This is a genomic window from Bradyrhizobium denitrificans, from assembly GCF_013179005.1.
In the GTDB taxonomy this organism is placed as follows: Bacteria; Pseudomonadota; Alphaproteobacteria; order Rhizobiales; family Xanthobacteraceae; genus Bradyrhizobium; species Bradyrhizobium denitrificans.
In genome coordinates this window covers 145,668-164,467 of sequence record NZ_JABFDP010000006.1, presented here as the reverse complement: position 1 = coordinate 164,467, position 18,800 = coordinate 145,668, and the positions used below count along the sequence as shown (strand labels likewise).

The window sequence follows — 18,800 nt, the reverse complement described above, 5'->3', positions numbered from 1 at the left end:
CGGTTTGCTAACACGCGACATGCTTTGGAACGCGGTTCCACCTACTAAAAATTGCACGAGACCATAACTCCACGAATCGTTTCAGGAACGCGCATGGATAAAGTCGATTGCGTCATCATCGGCGCTGGCGTCGTCGGGCTTGCCATCGCCCGCCACCTCGCCATTTCGGGGCGTGAAGTGATCGTCCTCGAAGCCGCCGAGGACATCGGCACCATCACCTCGTCCCGCAACAGCGAAGTGATCCATGCCGGCATCTACTACAAGGCCGGCAGCCTGATGGCCCGCTTCTGCGTCAGTGGCAAGCGGATGCTGTACCGGTATTGTGATGAGCACGGCGTTCCCTACCGCAATTGCGGCAAGCTGATCGTTGCAACCAATCCGACCGAGACCGAGAAGCTGCAAGGCATCCGCGCACACGCCGAAGCGAATGGCGTGGAGGGCATGCAGCTGCTGTCGGGCCCGCAGGCGCGCGCCATGGAACCCGCCCTTGCCTGCGAGGCGGCCCTGCTGTCGCCGTCGACCGGCATCCTCGACAGCCACGCCTACATGCTGTCGCTGCGCGGCGAGATCGAGGACGCGGGCGGCGCGTTCGCCTTCAACACGCCGCTGCTGCGGGCCAGGGCGACCGGCGATATGATCGAGATTGATGCTGGCGGGGAGCAGCCGATGACGCTGGCCTCCCGGCTGCTGGTCAATGCCGCCGGCCTGAACGCGCCCGCCGTGGCCGGGCTGATCGAGGGCATGCCGCCAGCGCTGGTGCCCAAGGCCTATCTCGCCAAGGGCAATTACTTCAGCTGCAGCGCCAAGGCGCCGTTCTCGCGGCTGATCTATCCCGTGCCGGAGCCTGGCGGGCTGGGCGTCCACCTGACGCTCGACATGGCTGGCCAGGCGCGCTTCGGCCCGGACGTCGAATGGATCGATCACATCGACTACACGGTCGACCCGTCCCGCGCCGAACGCTTCTATCCAGCGATCCGCAAATACTGGCCGACACTGCCGGACGGTGCCTTGATGCCGAGCTATTCGGGCATCCGGCCGAAGATCGTACCGCCCGCGGTGGCCTCGCAGGACTTCGTCATTCAGGGCCCGCGCGATCACGGGGTGGCCGGACTGATCAATCTGTTCGGAATCGAATCGCCCGGATTAACCTCGTCGCTTGCGATCGCGCAGCATGTGGGCGAGCTCGCCGCGAACTGAGGAAGGAAGTTGGCGCGGGGAAAATCTGCGCGATGTCAGATCAGGACGCCCAACATTTTCAGGCAGAGTTTCCAGTTCGGAAATCACCAGACGGAGACGTCCACATCGAAGACGTCCTCAGATGATAGGCTGGGAATAGGCTGGGAAAGGCACGAAGCGTGCCTTCCCAGCGCGAACGCGTCTTTGGCGTTAGTGGTGATCCCGGCCGGGATCCGTCAGTTGTGATCTCAGGCGATCAAATCAGTGAATCGTCTCGCTCGTCACTTGTCTCAAGCGTTCGATCTCGTCCTTCACCATGAGTTTGCGGCGCTTCAACTCGGCAATACGCAAGTCGTCAGTCGATGGATGCAGGAGAGCTTCATGCAATTCGTTTTCAAGAACTTTATGCTTACGCTCGAGTTCAACGAGATGCGCCTGAAGGGCCATTCGAAACCTCCTCGATAGGTCAAGTTGAGATTCGACCAGGGTGAATAAGTGTACACAAGTGGTTTGACCTGTCGATGGGGCCAAAAGACCGCACATGCAAATTTGAAGGCCGTGTGTAATGAAGCGTGAGGAGATGTGGACGAATCTCGCACTGACACCAACTTGAAATTCACGGGACAGAGGCGGTGATTCAGTCGTTCTCGACTTGCGCGAGAGGTTCGCAAGCGCAATATTTGCGACCTCCCGCCGCAAGCCTTTCCCCTTCTGTCCGCTTTTTTGCTATCATAGATCATGGCTGACCAAGACGAGCGCGAACTGCAGGCCGAACTCGCGCGCCTGCAGCAGGAGCACCGCGATCTCGACGCGGCGATTGACGCTTTGCATCAATCGCCAGCGCCGGATTTGTTGCGGCTGCAACGACTGAAGAAGCGGAAGCTGTCGCTGCGCGACCGGATCGCCTTCATCGAAGACCAGATCACGCCCGACATCATCGCCTGACCACAAGCGTCAGCATTCCTGACGCATAACGTTCTGACCAACAGGGTCCGCAGATCGCTGTGAGTTCACACGTCGGCGGCAATTGACATTTTAGAACAAAACAAGAACAATCAGACCGCCTCTCACGCCGCCCGAGCAGACAGGATCGATCTGATGCCCGCCCCCTTTTCTCCGCAAGACCGCCTCTACGAACAGGCCTGCGATCAGGCGATCGCGATGTGCGACGGAAATCTGCGCTCCACGATCAAGGCGCTGATCATCGCCAACGAATATCTTGAACTGGAGCTGCACGAACTGCGCGCCGCGATCTCCTGCGGCTGCATGCCGAACGCCCTTTCGGACGAAGCGAAGAGCAGTGCCGCCTGAGCCGCCGTCTTCGATCCGCCCGCGGACGAGCCCCGACGCCTGCCCGTACTCCCGACCGAGTTGGAGACGCGTGCGATGCCTGATGTCACCTACTACGTGGCCCTGCCGTTTCGACTCGACGAATCAGGCGCGCTGATCGCCGGAGCGGCAGAGGAATGCCGGAGCGCGACGGCCGCGCTCCGCCGGGCAGAAGCAATGTCGCGCCTCGGGGACAACATCGGAGCCGTCGCCTTCAGTCGCAGCGGCGATCCCTTGTTGGGCGAATTCAGCGACGCGCATCTGCTGCACAAGTTCGGTGAGCTGCCGGACGATCTCGGCGAGCTGTGACGCCGTCGCATGGCCGGCGGCCTGCCCCCGCACAGGGAGAACGGAGGCCCCGTTCCTTGTGGTCCTCAGGCACGAGCTTCGTGCCTGCGCTGGGCCTTTCGGACATACATCGCACGGTCGGCCTCCTCCAACGCCCGCACCGGATTGACACGCCTGTCGAGAACGGCAACGCCGGCTGAGGCGCCGGCATGAACCGTCTGGCCATCGAAGGTGAAGCTCAGACTGTCGATGGCGTGTTCCAGCTCGGCCGCCTTGGCGCGCGCATCGGCCTCGCTGAGGTGCCACAGGAGCACGCCGAACTCGTCACCGCCGAGCCGCCCGATCACGTCCGAGGACCGCACGACTTCGCTGAGCACACCGGCCACCGCCTTCAGGACTTCGTCGCCCGCGGCATGTCCAAACGTATCGTTGATCGGCTTGAGGTGATCGACGTCGAGCACAATCAGCGCGCCAGTTGCGTCATAGCGCTTGATGAAGGCGATGGAGCGGTGGAGCTCCCGCGCAAATCCTCGCCGATTGAAGATGTCGAGCAGAACATCGCGCTCGGCCAGAGCCGTCAGTTCAGCGATCCGGGCTTGCGCCGCGGCGAGTTCCGCCTTGAGGCGGCGTACGACCTGGCGCGCCCCCGGCGGGGCCGCCGCCGCACGCGTCCCGGCGCCGCGCACGGGCTTCCGACGGTATTTTGTTCCGCGCGCTCCGGCATTCGCGGCCTTGATCATGCGCTTCTTTTTCATCGGAGACCTTGACGCACGAGGTTTGGGCTTGCCGGGGTTTACCAAGTCAGGATAGTCCATTCAGACCTCCATGCCATGGCTTGCCGCTGTCGGGACCGATCCTATACTCCGGCCCATGCTTCTGGATTCCCGAGAGAATTGAGTTCATGACCGCCGCGATCGCCATCATCATGGGAAGCCAGTCGGACTGGGATACCATGCGTCATGCCGCCGATACACTCGGCGCCCTCGGTGTGAGCTACGACGCCCGCATCGTCTCGGCGCATCGGACCCCGGATCGGCTCTACGCCTTTGCCAAAGGCGCCAAGGCGGCCGGCTACAAGGTCGTGATCGCCGGTGCAGGCGGCGCAGCGCATCTGCCGGGCATGACGGCGTCGCTGACAGAGCTGCCAGTATTCGGCGTCCCGGTCGAATCCAAGGCGCTATCGGGGCTCGATTCGCTCTATTCGATCGTTCAGATGCCGGCCGGCATTCCGGTCGGGACGCTGGCCATCGGCAAGTCCGGGGCGGTCAATGCGGCCCTGCTCGCGGCCAGCGTGCTGGCGCTCTCGGATACCGCCCTTGCCGAGCGGCTTTCGGCCTGGCGGCAGCAGCAGACGAGTTCGATCGCCGAGCGTCCGGAGGGCGCGGCGTGAGCGGGTCCAATCGGGTGAAGCTGAAGCCCGGCGACACGATCGGCATTCTCGGCGGCGGCCAGCTCGGCCGCATGCTGGCGCTGGCGGCGGCGCGGCTCGGGTTGCGCTGCCAGGTGTTCTCGCCGGACCCGGATTCGCCGGCATTCGATGTTGTCCTGAACGCAACCTGCGCCGAATATGCCGATGTCGAAGCGCTCGAATTGTTCGCCAACGACGTCGATGTCGTGACCTATGAGTTCGAAAACGTGCCATCGGCCGCTGCCATGGTGCTGGCTGCCAGACGTCCCGTGCTGCCGAGCCGCTCGGCGCTCGAAACCACGCAGGATCGGCTCACGGAAAAGGATTTCGTGACCTCGCTCGGTATCCGAACGGCCAATTACGCCGATGTCTCCTCGCCATCCACGCTGCGCGAAGCGATCCTGCGGATCGGCCTGCCGGCCGTGCTGAAAACCCGCCGCTTCGGCTATGACGGCAAAGGTCAGGTGAAGATCCGCCAGGGCGATGACCTGGAAAAACTGTGGGCTGAGCTCGGTACCAAATCCGCGATTCTGGAAGCCTTCGTCCCGTTCGAGCGCGAGATCTCGGTGATCGCCGCGCGGGGGGCTGACGGACAGGTCGAGTGTTTCGACGTCACGGAAAACGAGCATCGCGATCACATTCTGAAAGTGTCGCAGGCGCCGGCCCGCATCCCGGACACGCTGGCCGACGAGGCCCGCGACATTGCCAGCCGGATCGCCACCGCGCTCGATTATGTCGGCGTGCTGGCTGTCGAGATGTTCGTCGTGCCCGGCCCCTCCGGTCCCAGCGTGCTGGTCAACGAGATTGCCCCACGGGTGCATAATTCCGGCCACTGGACCTTGGATGGGGCTTCGATTTCGCAATTCGAGCAGCACATCCGGGCGATCGCGGGCTGGCCGCTTGGCAAGCCGCTGCGCCACGGGCAGGTCACGATGACCAATCTGATCGGCGACGAGATCAACAGCTACGAGCAATGGCTCACGGTTCCCGGCGCCACCGTGCACCTCTATGGCAAGGGGGCGGCCCGGCCGGGCCGCAAAATGGGGCATGTCACCCAGGTGTCCCCGATGCCGCCAAGGGCGGGCCTGAAATAATCCGCTTCTGGCGCGTTAAACTTTCCATCCAGAGCCCGGCACCGGGTGGACAGGGATGGTGTTGTCTGATACACGGGCGCCCTCAAGGTTAAGGGCGCGGCCTTTTGCCAGCCCTGGCTTTCACCAGATTTCAAACCGATAGACTGAGAAAGAGGATGCCGCGTGCAGGTTCTCGTTCGCGATAACAATGTCGATCAAGCTCTCAAGGCGCTCAAGAAGAAGATGCAGCGCGAGGGCATTTTCCGCGAGATGAAGCTCCGCGGCCATTACGAGAAGCCCTCTGAGAAGAAAGCACGCGAGAAGGCCGAAGCCGTGCGCCGCGCACGCAAGCTGGCCCGCAAGAAGCTGCAGCGCGAAGGCCTGCTGCCGATGAAGCCGAAGCCGGTGTTCGGCGCTGGCGCAGGTGGCGACCGCGGTGCTGGTCGCGGACCGGGCGCAGGCCCCCGTCCCGGCGCGCCGCGCTGATCTGCCCAAACAGATTTGACGATGTTCCAAGCGCGGGCCTGCAGCCCGCGCTTTTATTTTGCCTGCTGTAAGCGGGAGCGCTGTTGCGCGGGAGACGCCGCCGACGACCACCCGGCCATCTTGGCATCCGGCGATTTCGTCCCGAGCATCCTTCGGAACGCCGGTCTCACTTGTCCTTCGATGGTACCGACCAAAGCAAAAGCGGCGGACCCTTGGCCGCCGCTTTGAGATCACCGCAGGAGCTGAGCAAGTCCGCTATTTCGGCAGGACCGAATGGAACACGGACTTCGCAGCCGACATCATGTCCTGCGCAACGTTGGACATCTGATCCTTGATCGACGGATCGTTCTTGTCCGCACGCAGATCGAGCGGGCTCAACTGGCGTGTCGGGATTTCGGCCGGCGGCGTCGGGCGCCCATCCGGCTGGAGCGCCCCGGTATAGGGCGGGTTGGTGCCGGACGCCGGGGCCATGCCGAAGCTTTGCTCGGCCGGCGGAGCCGAAACCGTGACGGGAGGCGGCAACGGCCGGACCGCAGAGACCGGAGGCGTCGCCGTGACGATACGCGGCGCTTCGCCGGCACCACGGGCAGCATCGGCCGGCTTTTCGCTCGACGCCTTGCCGGTGCTCTCGCTCGCACGCAGCCGTTCGATCGCCGCGCGCGCCAGATCGGCGGCATCGCGTCGCTCCTCCGGCTGAGCGGCCGGCGCCTCTGCGGGAGTTCCTCGCGCGATCAGCTTCTCGCGCGGCGAGGCCGCACGGCGCGGGGTCTCGGCCGGAAGGCTCGCCGTCTCGGCCGGCTTCACCTCGACAGCCTTCTCCGCAGCCTTTTCGGTCAGCGATTTCTCCGAGACGCCCTTCGCCTTGATGCCCGGCGCCGGCACGTTGGAGACCTCGGCCGACGTCTCGGCGGACTTGGCATCCACCTTGGTCGCGTCGGTGTGACTTGCGGACGCGTCGGTCTTGGACGCGTCGCTCTTGGCGCCAGTGAGCTTGGCGTAGGCCGCCGACGCAACGGACGCCACGGTCGAGGGCGGCGAGTCGGGCTTGGTATTGATGTAGTGGTTGACGATGTACGCGCCGATGATGGTCGCCACCACCGACGGGATGATCTCCATGGCGAACTTGGTGAGATATTTCAGCATGCTGACCACTCCCGCGGCGCGGTATTTGCGGGAACTTTGAGGCACAATTAAGGGACCATTCCCCACCTTCCGAAGCTCACGCCTGCCAAGCGGACCGGCGCGCCCTTCGCAAGATCGTTTCCTGAAAGCCGTTCAGACCGGAGCCGTGCGGCCGCACTGGGCGGCGCCATAGCAAACCGGATCACCGGTTCAAGATACCACAATCAGCGGCATGCCGGTAAACAATTGGTTACGGCTTCAATTCAACTTCCAGGAAAACGATCTCGGAACCCGTCTCGTTCAGCACATCGTGTTCAACGCCCGCTTTGCGGAAGTAGGATTTCCCGACCGCGAGCTGCGCCTTCGAGCGCTCTCCCGACGGCGCCACGATCGTCATCTGGCCGGCGGTGACGGGCACGATCACGTAATCCATTTCATGGATATGGCGCCCCGTCGCACTCCCCGGCGCCAGCCGCCACTCCGTGACGCGGACCTCGGGCGTATCGACCTGGACGTCGGATTGAGCGCTGAGCATGCGGATCTCTCTCAAAATCAGGGCACGAAGAGCAGGAAGAGGAATATCGCGAACACGACCATGTGCACCAGCCCGAACAGGATGTTGGTCCGGCCTGTGCCGAAGGTCAGCATGCTCAGCACGAAGGTCAGGACCAGCAGCACCATTCCCTGGGCATCGAGCCCGAGCACGAGCTGCTTGTCGAGCGCATAAGCGGCGACCGCCACGGCCGGAATGGTCAGGCCGATGGTCGCGAGCGACGATCCCAGCGCCAGGTTGATGCTCTTTTGCAGATCGTTGGCGCGCGCCGCCGAGATCGCCGCCACGCTCTCCGGCAGCAGGATCAGCAGCGCCACCAACACGCCCGCGACGGCGGGCGGCGCACCGGTCGCGGCCACGCCGGCATCGACCACCAGCGAGAACTTCTTGGCGAGCAGCACGACAGCGAGCAGCGCGACCAGCAACAGCCCGACGCTGAGCATCAGCTTGCTGCGCGGCAGCCGGACATCATCATCGGCGAAGCCGGCCGAGCTGCCAACGAAATAGTCCCGGTGCCGGGTGGTCTGCGTATAAAGAAACATCGCGTAGAGCAGGATCGTGACGATACTGACGAAGGCGAGCTGCGCCGTCGAATAGACCGGACCGGGAGAGGTCAGCGTGTAGTTCGGTAGCACCAGCGTGATGGTCGCCATCGTGAACAGCACGCTGAGATAGAGATTGGCACCGGACACGAGCACGTCCTGCTCGCGATAGCGCAGACTGCCAATGAAGATGCAGATTCCGACCAGGCCGTTGCATACGATCATGACGACGGCGAACACCGTGTCACGGGCCAGCGCCGGCGCAGCCTTGTCGCCGAGCATGATGGTGGCGATCAGCGCCACCTCGATAATCGTCACCGCCAGCGTCAACAGCAGCGTGCCGAACGGCTCGCCGATCTCATGCGCGATCACCTCGGCGTGATGCACGGCCGCGAACACCGTGCCGAACAGGATGACCAGCAGCACGGCCGCAAACACCAGTCCAACCGCTGACGGAGTGAAGTCGTAATGCAATGCCGTGACCCCCACGACCAGCGCCACGGCGAGGCCGGGGAAGATCACCGACGATGCCGGCGTGGCACCCTTCACGCTCATGATTCGCGCTCCTCGATCGGTTCCCATCGACTATGCGCGATGGCGCGGCGATCGTCACGCGCCGGGACGCACGCTTCTCGACCGGCACGGCCTCCGACATCAGCATCGGATCAATGCGGGTCGAGCAGCGGGTGGATCGGCAGCACCGTCAGCAGCACGAAGAGCGGGATCAGGATGGCGGCCGCCCGGAGCATGTAGCCGAAAAAGCTCGGCATCCTGATGCCCTGCTCGTTGGCGATCGCTGCGACCATGAAGTTCGGCGCGTTGCCGATATAGGTCAGTGCGCCCATGTACACCGCCCCCATCGAGATCGCGGCCAGCGTTCCCGACAGCTCGCCCATCAACACCTTGGGATCGCCGCCGGCGAGCTCGAAGAACAACAGATAAGTCGGCGCATTGTCGAGGAAGGCCGACATCAAGCCGGTAAACCAGAAATAGGCGACCTCGCGCGGCGCGCCGGAGGGCGTCGTCACCGCGGTCAGGAGCCAGCCGAACGAGCCGCCATGGCCCGCATTCAGCATCGCGATGACCGGAACGATCGCGGTGAAGATCGCGGCGAACAGCTTGGCGACCTCTCGGATCGGCTCCCAAGTGAACCCATTGGCCTCGCGGTGCTCATCCGGGGTGAGCCAGAGCGACAATCCGGCGATCACGACCAGGACGGCATCGCGAACCAGGTTCTGCAGCTCGAGATGCGTGCCGACAACGTCGAAAGAAATGCCCGGCTTCCAGGTCGCAGAGATCAGCGTGTTGGCAACGATGGCGGCGATCAGGAGGATGTTGACGAGCCCGCGGACCCGCAGCGGCTCCGTCGGACCATCGACGCTCGCCGGTTTCTCGGCGCGGTAGCGCCAAACATCGACCGCGGCGAAGACGACGAGCAGCAGGCCGGCGACGATCGCCGTCTGCAGCCAGATGTTGCGCGTGGTCCAGAAGAAGTCGACGCCGCGCAGGAAGCCGACGAACAGCGGCGGGTCGCCCAGCGGGCTCAAGGCGCCGCCGACATTGGCCGCAAGGATGATGAAGAAGATCAGCACATGGACGTTGTGCGGCCGCGTCAGATTGGCGCGGATCAGCGGCCGCACGAGGATCATCGCCGCGCCCGTGGTGCCGACCACGCTCGCGATGATCGTGCCGAGCGCGAGGATCGACGTATTGGTGGCGGGCGTGCCTCGGATGTCGCCGGTCACCAGGACACCGCCGGCCACCGTGTAGAGCGCGAACAGCAGCAGGATGAAGCTGAGATATTCAGCAAGCAGCGCATGGACGAACGACGCGAATGCGGCGCCGGGCCCGGCCTGCCAGCTCAACGCCGCCAACGTCATCAACGCCCATGCCGCAGCGATCTTGCCGTAGTGATGATGCCAGAACTTGGCGAACAGCAGCGGCCCGAGCGCGATCGACAGCAGCAATCCGGCGAATGGCAGCGCGAACGGCCAGGTCATCGCGGCGCCGTCCAGCCCGGTGGCGGCATGCGCCGGCCCGGGCAGCGCTGCGAAAACCAGACCCCCAACGAGCAGCGCCGGCCACGTCTTGAGGCCGAAGCTAAGGGCCGTCGATGAAAGTCTTTGCCGTCTCGGTCGCACCAAACAAATCCAGATCATTATGTCCGCCGTCAGGAAACCGTACGAAGCGCTTGGGGTCATGCGCAAGCGCGAACAATCGTTCCCCGAAGCGGATCGGAATCCCCGGATCCTGGGCCCCATGCATGATCAGGAGCGGCACGTGGACCGCGGCGATGCGGCGGTCCGAATGAAAGCTGTCGCGCATCAGCAGGCTGACCGGAACGACGCGGAGCATCTCGGAGGCGACATCGACGGTCGACGTGTAGGGCGCCTCCAGGATGAGCTTTGCAATCGGATGCTGTGCAGCAATTGCGGTCGCCACGCCGCTCCCGAGCGAAAAGCCCCAGGCCACGATGCGGTCGGCCGCATAGCGCTCCCGCGTGAACGCATAGGCGGCTGCGGCATCCTGAAGCAGCCCCGTCTCGCTGGGACTGCCAGTCGATCCGGCATAGCCGCGGTAGGACAACGCCACGAGACCGGTGCCGTCGGCGGTCAGCGCCTTGAAGCGCGAGACGACCCCTGCGAGGAAATCGCCATTGCCGGGGAAATAGAGCACGAGCTTGTGCCCAGGCTTCGCCGGGACATGCCAGGCAATGACCTTCTCGCCATCGGCGGAGGTCAGCACATGCTCTTCAGCTTGCGGAAAGCCGGCGGCAGAAGGCGCCGTGCGGCCGACCGGCGGGATCGGAAACAGCATCGCGCGCTGACGCACGAACAGTACCGCAATCACGGTGGCGTAGATCGCCACCACGACGATCAGGAGCCATTTCACGACGGTCATGGCTCCCGACCGGCTCCGTCACATCGCCTTGACGATGTTCTCGGTCATCTTCTTGGCGTCGCCGAGCAGCATCATCGTGTTGTCGCGGTAGAACAGCGGATTGTCGATGCCGGCATAACCGGACGCTAGCGAGCGCTTGATGAACATCACCGTGCCGGCCTTCCAGACCTGCAGCACCGGCATGCCGTAGATCGGCGAGGTCTTGTCCTCCTCGGCCGCCGGGTTGGTGACGTCGTTGGCGCCGATCACGAAGGCGACGTCGGCCTGCGCAAACTCCGAGTTGATGTCCTCAAGCTCGAACACCTCGTCATAGGGCACATTGGCTTCGGCGAGCAGCACGTTCATGTGGCCGGGCATGCGGCCCGCGACCGGGTGGATGGCGTATTTCACCTCGACGCCTTCCTTCTTCAAGGTGTCCGCCATTTCGCGCAGCGCGTGCTGGGCCTGCGCCACCGCCATGCCGTAGCCGGGGACGATGATGACCTTCGACGCGTTCTTCATGATGAAGGCAGCATCGTCAGCCGAACCGAGCTTGGCCGGCTTCTGTTCGCCCGCGGCGGCCCCCGCGGACGCAGTCTCACCGCCGAAGCCACCGAGGATAACCGAGATGAAGGAGCGGTTCATCGCGTGGCACATGATGTAGGACAGGATGGCGCCGGACGAGCCGACCAGCGCGCCGGTGATGATCAGCGCCGAATTGCCCAGCGTGAAGCCGATGCCCGCGGCGGCCCAGCCCGAATAGGAGTTCAGCATCGAGATCACGACCGGCATGTCGGCGCCGCCGATCGGGATGATCATCAGCACGCCGAGCGCCAGCGCCAGGAGCGTGACCATCAGGAAGTCGAAGCCACCGCCGGTCAGCACGAGGCGGATGACGAAGAAGACGAGCGCGACGGCGAGCGCAATGTTGATCAGGTGGCGCGCCGGCAGGATGATCGGTGCGCCGCTCATCCGCGCCGACAGCTTGAGGAACGCGATCACCGAGCCGGTGAAGGTCAGCGCGCCGATGGCGACGCCGAGCGACATCTCGACGAGGCTCTGCGGATGGATGTTGCCGGCCGTGCCGATGTCGAAGGCTTCCGGCGCGAAGAAGGCCCCTGCGGCGACCAGCACCGCGGCCATGCCGACCAGCGAGTGGAAGGCGGCGACGAGTTCGGGCATCGCCGTCATCGGCACCCGGCGGGCGATGACCGCGCCGATGCCGCCGCCGATCGCGACGCCGAGGATCACCAGGATCCAGGCCAGCGCATCCGCCGGCGGGTGGCTGGCGAGCGTGGTAAGGACCGCGATCCCCATGCCCACCATGCCGAACAGATTGCCCTGGCGGCTGGTGGCCGGGCTGGACAGCCCGCGCAGCGACAGGATGAACAGCACACCTGCCACGAGATAAAGGAGTGCCGACAGATTGGCGTTCATTGCAGATGCCCCGTTGTGCCTGTCATCCCGCGTCGTGCGGCGTTGTTACTTGGACTTCTTCTTGTACATCGCCAGCATGCGCTGGGTGACGAGGAAGCCTCCGAAGATGTTCACGCAGGCGAAGATCAGCGCGATGAAGCCGAAGGCCCGCGCCAGACCGCTGCCGCTCGACACCATGGAGACGCCGACCGCCAGCAGGGCGCCGACCACGATGACCGAGGAGATCGCATTGGTCACCGACATCAGCGGCGTATGCAGCGCCGGGGTCACCGACCACACGACGAAATAGCCGACAAAAACGGCGAGGACGAAGATCGACAGCCGGAAGACGAACGGATCGACGGCTTGGACGACATGCTCCATGGCTTTGCTCCTTGTGTCTTCCGACTAGGCCTTCGGCTGGAAGTTCGGGTGAATGATGGCGCCGTCCTTTGTCAAAGCCGTGGCCTTGACCAGTTCGTCGTCCCAATTGACCGCCAGCGTCTTCTCCTTCTTGTCGATCATCGTCTCGATGAAGGCGAAGAGGTTGCGGGCGTACAGCCCCGAGGCCGAGGCGGCGACGCGCCCGGCCAGGTTCGGGAAGCCGATGATCTTGACGCCGTCGATCTCGACGGTCTCGCCGAGCTTGACGCCTTCGACATTGCCGCCGCGCTCGACTGCGAGGTCGACCAGCACCGAGCCCGGACGCATCGACTTCACCATCTCCATGGTGACCAAGCGCGGGGCCGGACGGCCGGGGATCAGCGCCGTCGTGATGATGACGTCCTGCTTCTTGATGTGTTCCGCCGTCAGCGCCGCCTGCTTGGCCTGATACTCTTTCGACATTTCCTTGGCGTAGCCGCCGGCGGTCTGCGCATTCTTGAATTCCTCATCCTCGACGGCCAGGAACTTGGCGCCGAGGCTTTCCACCTGCTCCTTGGTGGCTGGACGGACGTCGGTGGCCGAGACGATGGCGCCGAGCCGGCGCGCAGTCGCGATCGCCTGAAGGCCGGCGACGCCGACGCCCATCACGAAGACCTTGGTCGCCGGCACGGTGCCGGCGGCGGTCATCATCATCGGAAAGGCCCGGCCGAAGGCCTCGGCCCCTTCGATGACCGCGCGATAGCCGGCGAGGTTCGCCTGGCTCGACAGCACGTCCATGACCTGGGCGCGGGTGATGCGCGGCATCAATTCCATCGCAAAGGACGCTATGCCGGCATCGGCCATCGCCTTCAGCGCAGCGTCATTGCCATAGGGATCCATGATCGCGAACACCAGCGCGCCGCGCCGGTAGTTGGCGAGCTCGGAAGCCTCCGGCCGCTTCACCTTGATGATGATGTCGGCGTCCTTCAGCGCGTCGGCGCTCACGGTGGCGCCGGCTGCCGTGAACTCCGCGTCGGGGACGCCGGACTTGATGCCGGCACCGGGCTCGATCACGACCTCGGCGCCCAACGCCTTGAACTTCTTCACCGTGTCGGGAGAGGCGGCGACCCGCGGCTCCAACGGGTCGATTTCCTTGGCGACGGCAATCTTCATGAGGCCTCCGGCGCGGATGCGCGCGCGAGCTTAAAAGGGGCGGGACGGCGATGTGTCGTCAGCGGGCGCGGCATCCGCACTCAGCTGAAGGCCCGCCAGCGGGGTGCCGGCGGGCCGAAAGCGACATTAAGCGATGAAAATGGCCATCAAGATGACGATGAGGGCGACACCGATGGTGCCGTACTTCACCAGCGCGATGAATCCCTCATAGGTTGCTTCATGCGCCGCGTAGTCGTTGCCGTCAGCCGTCGAGTAGGCGGTCTCGCCATGGTTTGCCATCGGGGTCCCCCAGAGAAATATGCTTTGTTAAGGTCGCATACCTCAAAGCCGATGCAAGGGCAACGGCGGCCATGCCAGCCAGTTCTATCGGCTTTTCCGATCACCCTATTGGCTTGGCCAATTATCACGGATCCAGCGCGTCAGGCTGGCCTCGCTGACCTCGCCCGCAGCGAGGGCGAGGATCACCGCAGCGGCGTCCGCTTCCGGGACGTCGAAATCGAATCCATTGACGCCAAGGAACGTATAGAGCGCCAGCAGCGAGGTCCGCTTGTTGCCATCCACGAACGGATGATTGCGCGCAATGCCGTAGGCATAGGCTGCGGCGAGCTCCGGAAGCTCTGCGCCTTCGTAAGCCCACTTGTTTCTCGGGCGATCCAGCGCAGACTCGAGCATGCCCTCGTCGCGCAAGCCGCTTGCTCCGCCATGAATTGCAAGCTGCTCATCATGGATTGCAACGACCATCTGACGCGTGAGCCAGAACGGCTCGTTCATTTCGCCAGCTCGGAGAGCGCGTTGTGATACCGCTTCATGCCGCGCCGGGCGACTGTCATCGCCCGCTCGAAATCCGGATCATGCGGCGTCAGCATGATGCCGCCACCCGGCTGCTCGACAGGGAACAGCTTGTCCCCCTCTTTAAGGTTCAGCCGGGCCACCATCTCCTTAGGCAAGATCAGCCCGATGGAATTACCGATCTTTCGGACCTGCAGCACCACGCTGCTGTCCGGCTTCAGCTCCTTGGGACTTTCATTCATGGCAGGCTCCTCTGTTGTACACTTGTATAACAGAGAAGCCCACCCAGTTCAACAAATGTTATACGCCACTACCCCATCCGCTCCAGCTCATCGATCATGCCGGCGATGACCGACAGGCCGCCATCCCAGAATTTCGGGTCCTTGGCGTCCAGGCCGAACGGGGCGAGCAGCTCGGAATAATGCTTGGTGCCACCGGCGGCGAGCATCGCCAGATAACGCTCGGCGAAGCCCTCGGCGGCATGCTCGTAGACCGCATAGAGCGAGTTCACGAGGCAGTCGCCGAACGCATAGGCGTAGACATAGAACGGCGAATGGATGAAGTGCGGGATGTACATCCAGAAGTTCTCGTAGCCCGGCTTGATCTCGATCGCTTCGCCGAGGCTCTCGGTCTGCACCGACAGCCAGATCTGACCGAGCCGCTCGGCGGTGAGCTCGCCATTCTTGCGCTCGGTGTGCACGGCGCGCTCGAACGAATAGAACGCGATCTGCCGCACCACCGTGTTGATCATGTCCTCGACCTTGCCGGCGAGCAGCGCCTGGCGCTGCTTGGCGTCGCGGGTCTCGGACAACAGGCGCTTGAAGGTCAGCATCTCGCCGAACACGCTCGCGGTCTCGGCGAGCGTCAGCGGCGTCGGCGCCATCAGCGCGCCTTGCCTCGCCGCCAACACCTGGTGGACGCCATGGCCGAGCTCGTGCGCGAGCGTCATCACGTCGCGCGGCTTACCCTGATAGTTCATCAGCACATAGGGATGCGCCGAGGGCGTGGTCGGATGCGAGAACGCGCCCGGCGCCTTGCCCGGCCGCACCGGCGCATCGATCCAGCTCTGGTCGAAGAAGCGCTGGGCGATGTCGGCCATTTCAGGCGAGAAGCCGCGATAGGCCGTCAGCACCATGTTCTTGGCGTCCGGCCAGGCGATGGTGGCGTTGGCGGCGAAGGGCAACGGCGCGTTGCGGTCCCAATGCGCGAGCTTCTTCTTTTTGAACCAGCGCGCCTTCAGTTGATAGTAGCGATGCGACAGCTTCGGATAGGCCGCGCGCACCGACGCCACCAGCGCATCGACCACTTCGCGCTCGACCCGGTTGTTGAGATGGCGGGAATCCGCGACATCCTGGAAGCCGCGCCAGCGATCGGAGATGTCCTTGTCCTTGGCCAGCGTATTGGTGATCAGCGCGAAGGTGCGCTCATTGGCCTTGAAGGTCTTGGCCAGCGCCTCGGCGGCCGCCTTGCGCTTGGCACCGTCGCGGTCCTGCAGGAAGTTCAAGGTCGGCTCGATCGCGAGCTCCTTTCCCCCGACCTGGAAGCGCAGACCGGCGATGGTCTGATCGAACAGCCGGTTCCAGGCCGAATAGCCCGTCTGCGACTTCTCGTGGAACAGCTGCTCGACGCGATCCTCGAGCTGATATGGCTTGTCCTTGCGCAGATCCTCGATCCATGGCCGGTAATGGCCGAGCGCCGGCGTCTCCATCGCGCGCTCAATGACCGCGTCGTCGATGCGGTTGAGCTCGAGCGGGAAGAACAGCAGATGCGTGGATGCAGCGGTCAGTCGCTCGGAGATATCGCCGTAGAATTTGGAAATCGCCGGATCGACACTGTCGCCGGCATGCGCGAGGCCCGCGAATGAACCAAGCCGGCCGGCAAGATCGTCGATCGCCTCGTAGCGCCGCACGGCCGCTGCAAGCCATTCGCCGCCATCGTCGCGTGCGACATGCTCGGCGAGCTTGCCCTTGTAATCCGTCTCAAACGCGACGCATTCGGCATCCATCTTCGCGAGATCGTGAGCGATCTCCGGTGCGTCGATGCCCATATACAGGTCGCCGAGATTCCATTCGGGCAGCGTCCCGATTCCCGTCTTGGCCGCGACCTCCTTCTTTGCGGGCTTGGCGGACGATTTGGCCGCTGCACCACGCCCTGCTTTGACCGCCGGTTTCGACTTGGACGCCGGCTTGTTGGACGCCGGCTTGTTGGACGCCGGCTTGCCGGACGTCGGCTTGGCGGCGGCCTTCTTGGCCTTGGCGGTTTTGGACGGAGGAGCGGACTTGGTCGGCTTGCGGAGGGCGGAAGAAGCGCGCGAGGTCATCGGATGGGTAACCTGTTGTTCGAACGTGTATCCCGATCAGCGAGGTTTAAGGTTGCGTTAATCGGCGTCGGCGAGAGTGCCCCGATTCGAGACAGATAGTCGTAGCGTGCAAGGAAAGCCATGGCTGCCAGCATTTTGATCGCCGATGATGATCCGGTCCAGCGCCGGCTGGTGGAGAACATGGTGCAGAAATGCGGCTACGAGGCGATTGTGGTCGACACCGGCGACGCCGTCATCGAGAAGCTGACCCATCCCGACGCCGGCCCGATCGACGCCATCGTGCTCGATCTGGTGATGCCCGGGCTCGACGGCATGGGCGTCCTGTCCAAGATGCGCGAAGCCGGGATTTCGATACCCGTGATCGTGCAGACGGCGCATGGCGGGATCGACAATGTCGTTTCGGCGATGCGCGCCGGCGCGCAGGACTTCGTGGTCAAGCCGGTCGGGATCGAGCGTCTGCAGGTCTCCTTGCGCAATGCCCTGAACACGTCCGCGCTGAAGGGAGAGCTGCAGCGCATCCGTCACAGCCGTGAGGGCCGGCTGACGTTCGACGACATCATTACACGGGCGGAGGCGATGGCGCCGATCCTGCGCATCGCCGAGAAGGCTGCGGCATCCTCGATCCCAGTCTTGATCGAAGGCGAATCCGGAGTCGGCAAGGAGCTGTTCGCCCGCGCGATCCACGGCACCAGCGAGCGCAAGACAAAGCCGTTTGTGGCGGTCAATTGCGGCGCGATCCCCGACAACCTCGTGGAATCGATTCTGTTCGGCCATGAGAAGGGCGCATTTACTGGCGCGACCGAGCGTCACATGGGCAAATTCGTCGAAGCCCATGGCGGAACGCTGTTCCTCGACGAGGTCTCCGAGCTGCCGCTCGCCGCCCAGGTCAAGCTGCTGCGCGCTTTGCAGGAAGGCGCGGTCGAGGCGGTCGGCGGCCGCAAGCCGGTCAAGGTCGATGTCCGCATCATCTCGGCGACCAATCGCAGGCTGCTCGAACGCGTCAAGGAAGGTCATTTCCGCGAAGACCTGTTCTACCGGCTGCATGTGCTGCCGCTGACGATCCCGCCCTTGCGCGCGCGCCGCGAGGACATTCCGCATCTGCTGCGGCACTTCCTCGCGCGTTTCGCGGCCGAGGAGAATCGCGCCGTGACCGGCATCGCCGGCGACGCCGTCGCCTATCTGACCAAGCTCGACTGGCCCGGCAACATCCGCCAGCTTGAAAACGCGGTCTATCGCGCCGTCGTCATGAGCGAGAGCGATCTGCTCGGCGTGGCGGATTTTCCGCTGATCCCGACCCATGCACCGCCGGTGGAGCCGGCGCCCGCGCTCACCGTCGAGCGGCCCATCCCGTCACTGCCGGCGGTCGTGCCGGGTAGTGAAGTACCCATCGCTCCCCTGCCCTCGCACGGTGCTCTGCCGCTCCTGACCGCGAGCGGCGAGGTGCGCCCACTCGAGGAACTGGAGCACGAGATCATCCGCTTCGCCATCGCGCATTACCGTGGCCAGATGTCGGAGGTTGCGCGGCGTCTCAAAATCGGACGCTCGACGCTATACCGCAAGCTCGACGAAGCCAATGGCGAGACGCCGGCGACGGAATCTCCGCCGCTGGGATGATCGGCTCATGTCCGAAAAACGCCGCAAGGCTCCGCAACAATGGAACATCTGAACCGTTGCCTTGCGGTGACAGACAAAGGAAAAAACGCATGGCACAAACGCACGATCGGTTTGGCCGGGGTTTCCCAAGAGTCAGTTTGTCGTGAGTTGTCCCGTGTGGCGCTGGCCGCAGAAATGGGGCTTGAGTATCGTTTGGTGAATCATTGCGTGCATGCGTGATCCATTCTCACAAGCGGGCGCTCGAGCCGGAGCCGGCGGGCAGAAGCGA

At 64.0% G+C, this 18,800-nt stretch carries 23 protein-coding genes; 9 read left to right on the top strand and 14 right to left on the bottom strand.

Annotation, left to right across the window (positions count from 1 at the left end):
• Nucleotides 1-93 precede the first annotated feature (93 nt).
• Nucleotides 94-1,197 (top strand): NAD(P)/FAD-dependent oxidoreductase, encoded by a 1,104-nt coding sequence (locus tag HL671_RS08165; protein ID WP_172236092.1) that lies wholly within the window; start codon nucleotides 94-96, stop codon nucleotides 1,195-1,197.
• Nucleotides 1,198-1,437: 240 nt separating this feature from the next.
• Here HL671_RS08165 and HL671_RS08160 read toward each other — a convergent pair whose 3' ends face one another.
• Complete coding sequence (locus HL671_RS08160; protein ID WP_083780728.1) at nucleotides 1,438-1,623, bottom strand: YdcH family protein; 186 nt, start codon at nucleotides 1,621-1,623, stop codon at nucleotides 1,438-1,440.
• Nucleotides 1,624-1,914: 291 nt separating this feature from the next.
• Here HL671_RS08160 and HL671_RS08155 point away from each other — a divergent pair, with 291 nt between their 5' ends.
• The 3 genes from HL671_RS08155 (at nucleotide 1,915) to HL671_RS08145 (ending at nucleotide 2,814) form a co-directional block, all read left to right on the top strand.
• Complete coding sequence (locus HL671_RS08155) at nucleotides 1,915-2,121, top strand: YdcH family protein (protein WP_041751032.1); 207 nt, start codon at nucleotides 1,915-1,917, stop codon at nucleotides 2,119-2,121.
• 153 nt (nucleotides 2,122-2,274) lie between these two features.
• A complete protein-coding gene (locus tag HL671_RS08150; protein ID WP_012046668.1) occupies nucleotides 2,275-2,487 on the top strand; it encodes a hypothetical protein in 213 nt (70 codons plus the stop codon).
• Nucleotides 2,488-2,562: 75 nt separating this feature from the next.
• Complete coding sequence (locus tag HL671_RS08145) at nucleotides 2,563-2,814, top strand: hypothetical protein (protein ID WP_172236091.1); 252 nt, start codon at nucleotides 2,563-2,565, stop codon at nucleotides 2,812-2,814.
• 65 nt (nucleotides 2,815-2,879) lie between these two features.
• Here the strand turns inward: HL671_RS08145 and HL671_RS08140 are convergent, their stop codons facing one another.
• Complete coding sequence (locus tag HL671_RS08140; RefSeq protein ID WP_049795425.1) at nucleotides 2,880-3,548, bottom strand: GGDEF domain-containing protein; 669 nt, start codon at nucleotides 3,546-3,548, stop codon at nucleotides 2,880-2,882.
• A 146-nt stretch (nucleotides 3,549-3,694) separates the two neighbouring features.
• Between HL671_RS08140 and purE the strand changes: the two genes are divergently transcribed.
• From purE to rpsU, 3 genes are all read left to right on the top strand, one after another.
• Nucleotides 3,695-4,183 (top strand): 5-(carboxyamino)imidazole ribonucleotide mutase, encoded by a 489-nt coding sequence (gene purE, locus HL671_RS08135; RefSeq protein ID WP_012046671.1) that lies wholly within the window; start codon nucleotides 3,695-3,697, stop codon nucleotides 4,181-4,183.
• Nucleotides 4,180-5,295 carry a 5-(carboxyamino)imidazole ribonucleotide synthase gene (locus HL671_RS08130; protein ID WP_172236090.1) on the top strand — a complete coding sequence of 372 codons (1,116 nt, stop codon included), beginning with the start codon at nucleotides 4,180-4,182 and terminating at the stop codon, nucleotides 5,293-5,295. Before purE ends, HL671_RS08130 begins: the two co-directional genes overlap by 4 nt.
• Before the next feature lie 162 nt (nucleotides 5,296-5,457).
• Nucleotides 5,458-5,760, top strand: coding sequence for a 30S ribosomal protein S21 (gene rpsU, locus HL671_RS08125; protein ID WP_009028248.1), 303 nt, complete (start codon nucleotides 5,458-5,460; stop codon nucleotides 5,758-5,760).
• 255 nt (nucleotides 5,761-6,015) lie between these two features.
• Here the strand turns inward: rpsU and HL671_RS08120 are convergent, their stop codons facing one another.
• The 12 genes from HL671_RS08120 to HL671_RS08065 all read right to left on the bottom strand — a co-directional run bounded on the left by HL671_RS08120 (nucleotide 6,016) and on the right by HL671_RS08065 (nucleotide 16,918).
• Nucleotides 6,016-6,903 (bottom strand): hypothetical protein, encoded by an 888-nt coding sequence (locus tag HL671_RS08120; protein WP_172236089.1) that lies wholly within the window; start codon nucleotides 6,901-6,903, stop codon nucleotides 6,016-6,018.
• 229 nt (nucleotides 6,904-7,132) lie between these two features.
• Nucleotides 7,133-7,417 carry a cupin domain-containing protein gene (locus HL671_RS08115; protein WP_172236088.1) on the bottom strand — a complete coding sequence of 95 codons (285 nt, stop codon included), beginning with the start codon at nucleotides 7,415-7,417 and terminating at the stop codon, nucleotides 7,133-7,135.
• Nucleotides 7,418-7,434: 17 nt separating this feature from the next.
• A complete protein-coding gene (locus HL671_RS08110) occupies nucleotides 7,435-8,532 on the bottom strand; it encodes a calcium:cation antiporter (RefSeq protein ID WP_172236087.1) in 1,098 nt (365 codons plus the stop codon).
• 110 nt (nucleotides 8,533-8,642) lie between these two features.
• The gene (locus HL671_RS08105; protein ID WP_172236148.1) at nucleotides 8,643-9,977 is read right to left on the bottom strand and encodes a sodium:proton antiporter; all 1,335 of its coding nucleotides are present in this window, start codon (nucleotides 9,975-9,977) and stop codon (nucleotides 8,643-8,645) included.
• Nucleotides 9,978-10,077: 100 nt separating this feature from the next.
• Complete coding sequence (locus HL671_RS08100; protein ID WP_172236086.1) at nucleotides 10,078-10,878, bottom strand: alpha/beta hydrolase; 801 nt, start codon at nucleotides 10,876-10,878, stop codon at nucleotides 10,078-10,080.
• Between the two features lie 18 nt (nucleotides 10,879-10,896).
• On the bottom strand, nucleotides 10,897-12,294 hold the full coding sequence (locus HL671_RS08095) for an NAD(P)(+) transhydrogenase (Re/Si-specific) subunit beta (protein WP_172236085.1): 1,398 nt from the start codon (nucleotides 12,292-12,294) through the stop codon (nucleotides 10,897-10,899).
• Nucleotides 12,295-12,339: 45 nt separating this feature from the next.
• Nucleotides 12,340-12,657 carry a proton-translocating transhydrogenase family protein gene (locus tag HL671_RS08090; RefSeq protein WP_006612207.1) on the bottom strand — a complete coding sequence of 106 codons (318 nt, stop codon included), beginning with the start codon at nucleotides 12,655-12,657 and terminating at the stop codon, nucleotides 12,340-12,342.
• Between the two features lie 24 nt (nucleotides 12,658-12,681).
• Nucleotides 12,682-13,809, bottom strand: coding sequence for a Re/Si-specific NAD(P)(+) transhydrogenase subunit alpha (locus HL671_RS08085; RefSeq protein ID WP_012046679.1), 1,128 nt, complete (start codon nucleotides 13,807-13,809; stop codon nucleotides 12,682-12,684).
• Nucleotides 13,810-13,935: 126 nt separating this feature from the next.
• The gene (locus HL671_RS08080; RefSeq protein WP_012046680.1) at nucleotides 13,936-14,088 is read right to left on the bottom strand and encodes an aa3-type cytochrome c oxidase subunit IV; all 153 of its coding nucleotides are present in this window, start codon (nucleotides 14,086-14,088) and stop codon (nucleotides 13,936-13,938) included.
• Nucleotides 14,089-14,193: 105 nt separating this feature from the next.
• Nucleotides 14,194-14,580, bottom strand: a complete 387-nt coding sequence (locus HL671_RS08075) for a type II toxin-antitoxin system death-on-curing family toxin (RefSeq protein ID WP_083780729.1) — start codon at nucleotides 14,578-14,580, stop codon at nucleotides 14,194-14,196.
• Nucleotides 14,577-14,840, bottom strand: a complete 264-nt coding sequence (locus tag HL671_RS08070) for an AbrB/MazE/SpoVT family DNA-binding domain-containing protein (RefSeq protein ID WP_172236084.1) — start codon at nucleotides 14,838-14,840, stop codon at nucleotides 14,577-14,579. Before HL671_RS08070 ends, HL671_RS08075 begins: the two co-directional genes overlap by 4 nt.
• Before the next feature lie 68 nt (nucleotides 14,841-14,908).
• Nucleotides 14,909-16,918 (bottom strand): M3 family oligoendopeptidase, encoded by a 2,010-nt coding sequence (locus HL671_RS08065; protein WP_172236083.1) that lies wholly within the window; start codon nucleotides 16,916-16,918, stop codon nucleotides 14,909-14,911.
• Nucleotides 16,919-17,038: 120 nt separating this feature from the next.
• Between HL671_RS08065 and HL671_RS08060 the strand changes: the two genes are divergently transcribed.
• A complete protein-coding gene (locus HL671_RS08060; protein ID WP_172236082.1) occupies nucleotides 17,039-18,532 on the top strand; it encodes a sigma-54-dependent transcriptional regulator in 1,494 nt (497 codons plus the stop codon).
• A 39-nt stretch (nucleotides 18,533-18,571) separates the two neighbouring features.
• The gene (locus HL671_RS08055) at nucleotides 18,572-18,751 is read left to right on the top strand and encodes a hypothetical protein (RefSeq protein WP_148221548.1); all 180 of its coding nucleotides are present in this window, start codon (nucleotides 18,572-18,574) and stop codon (nucleotides 18,749-18,751) included.
• Nucleotides 18,752-18,800: the final 49 nt, after the last annotated feature.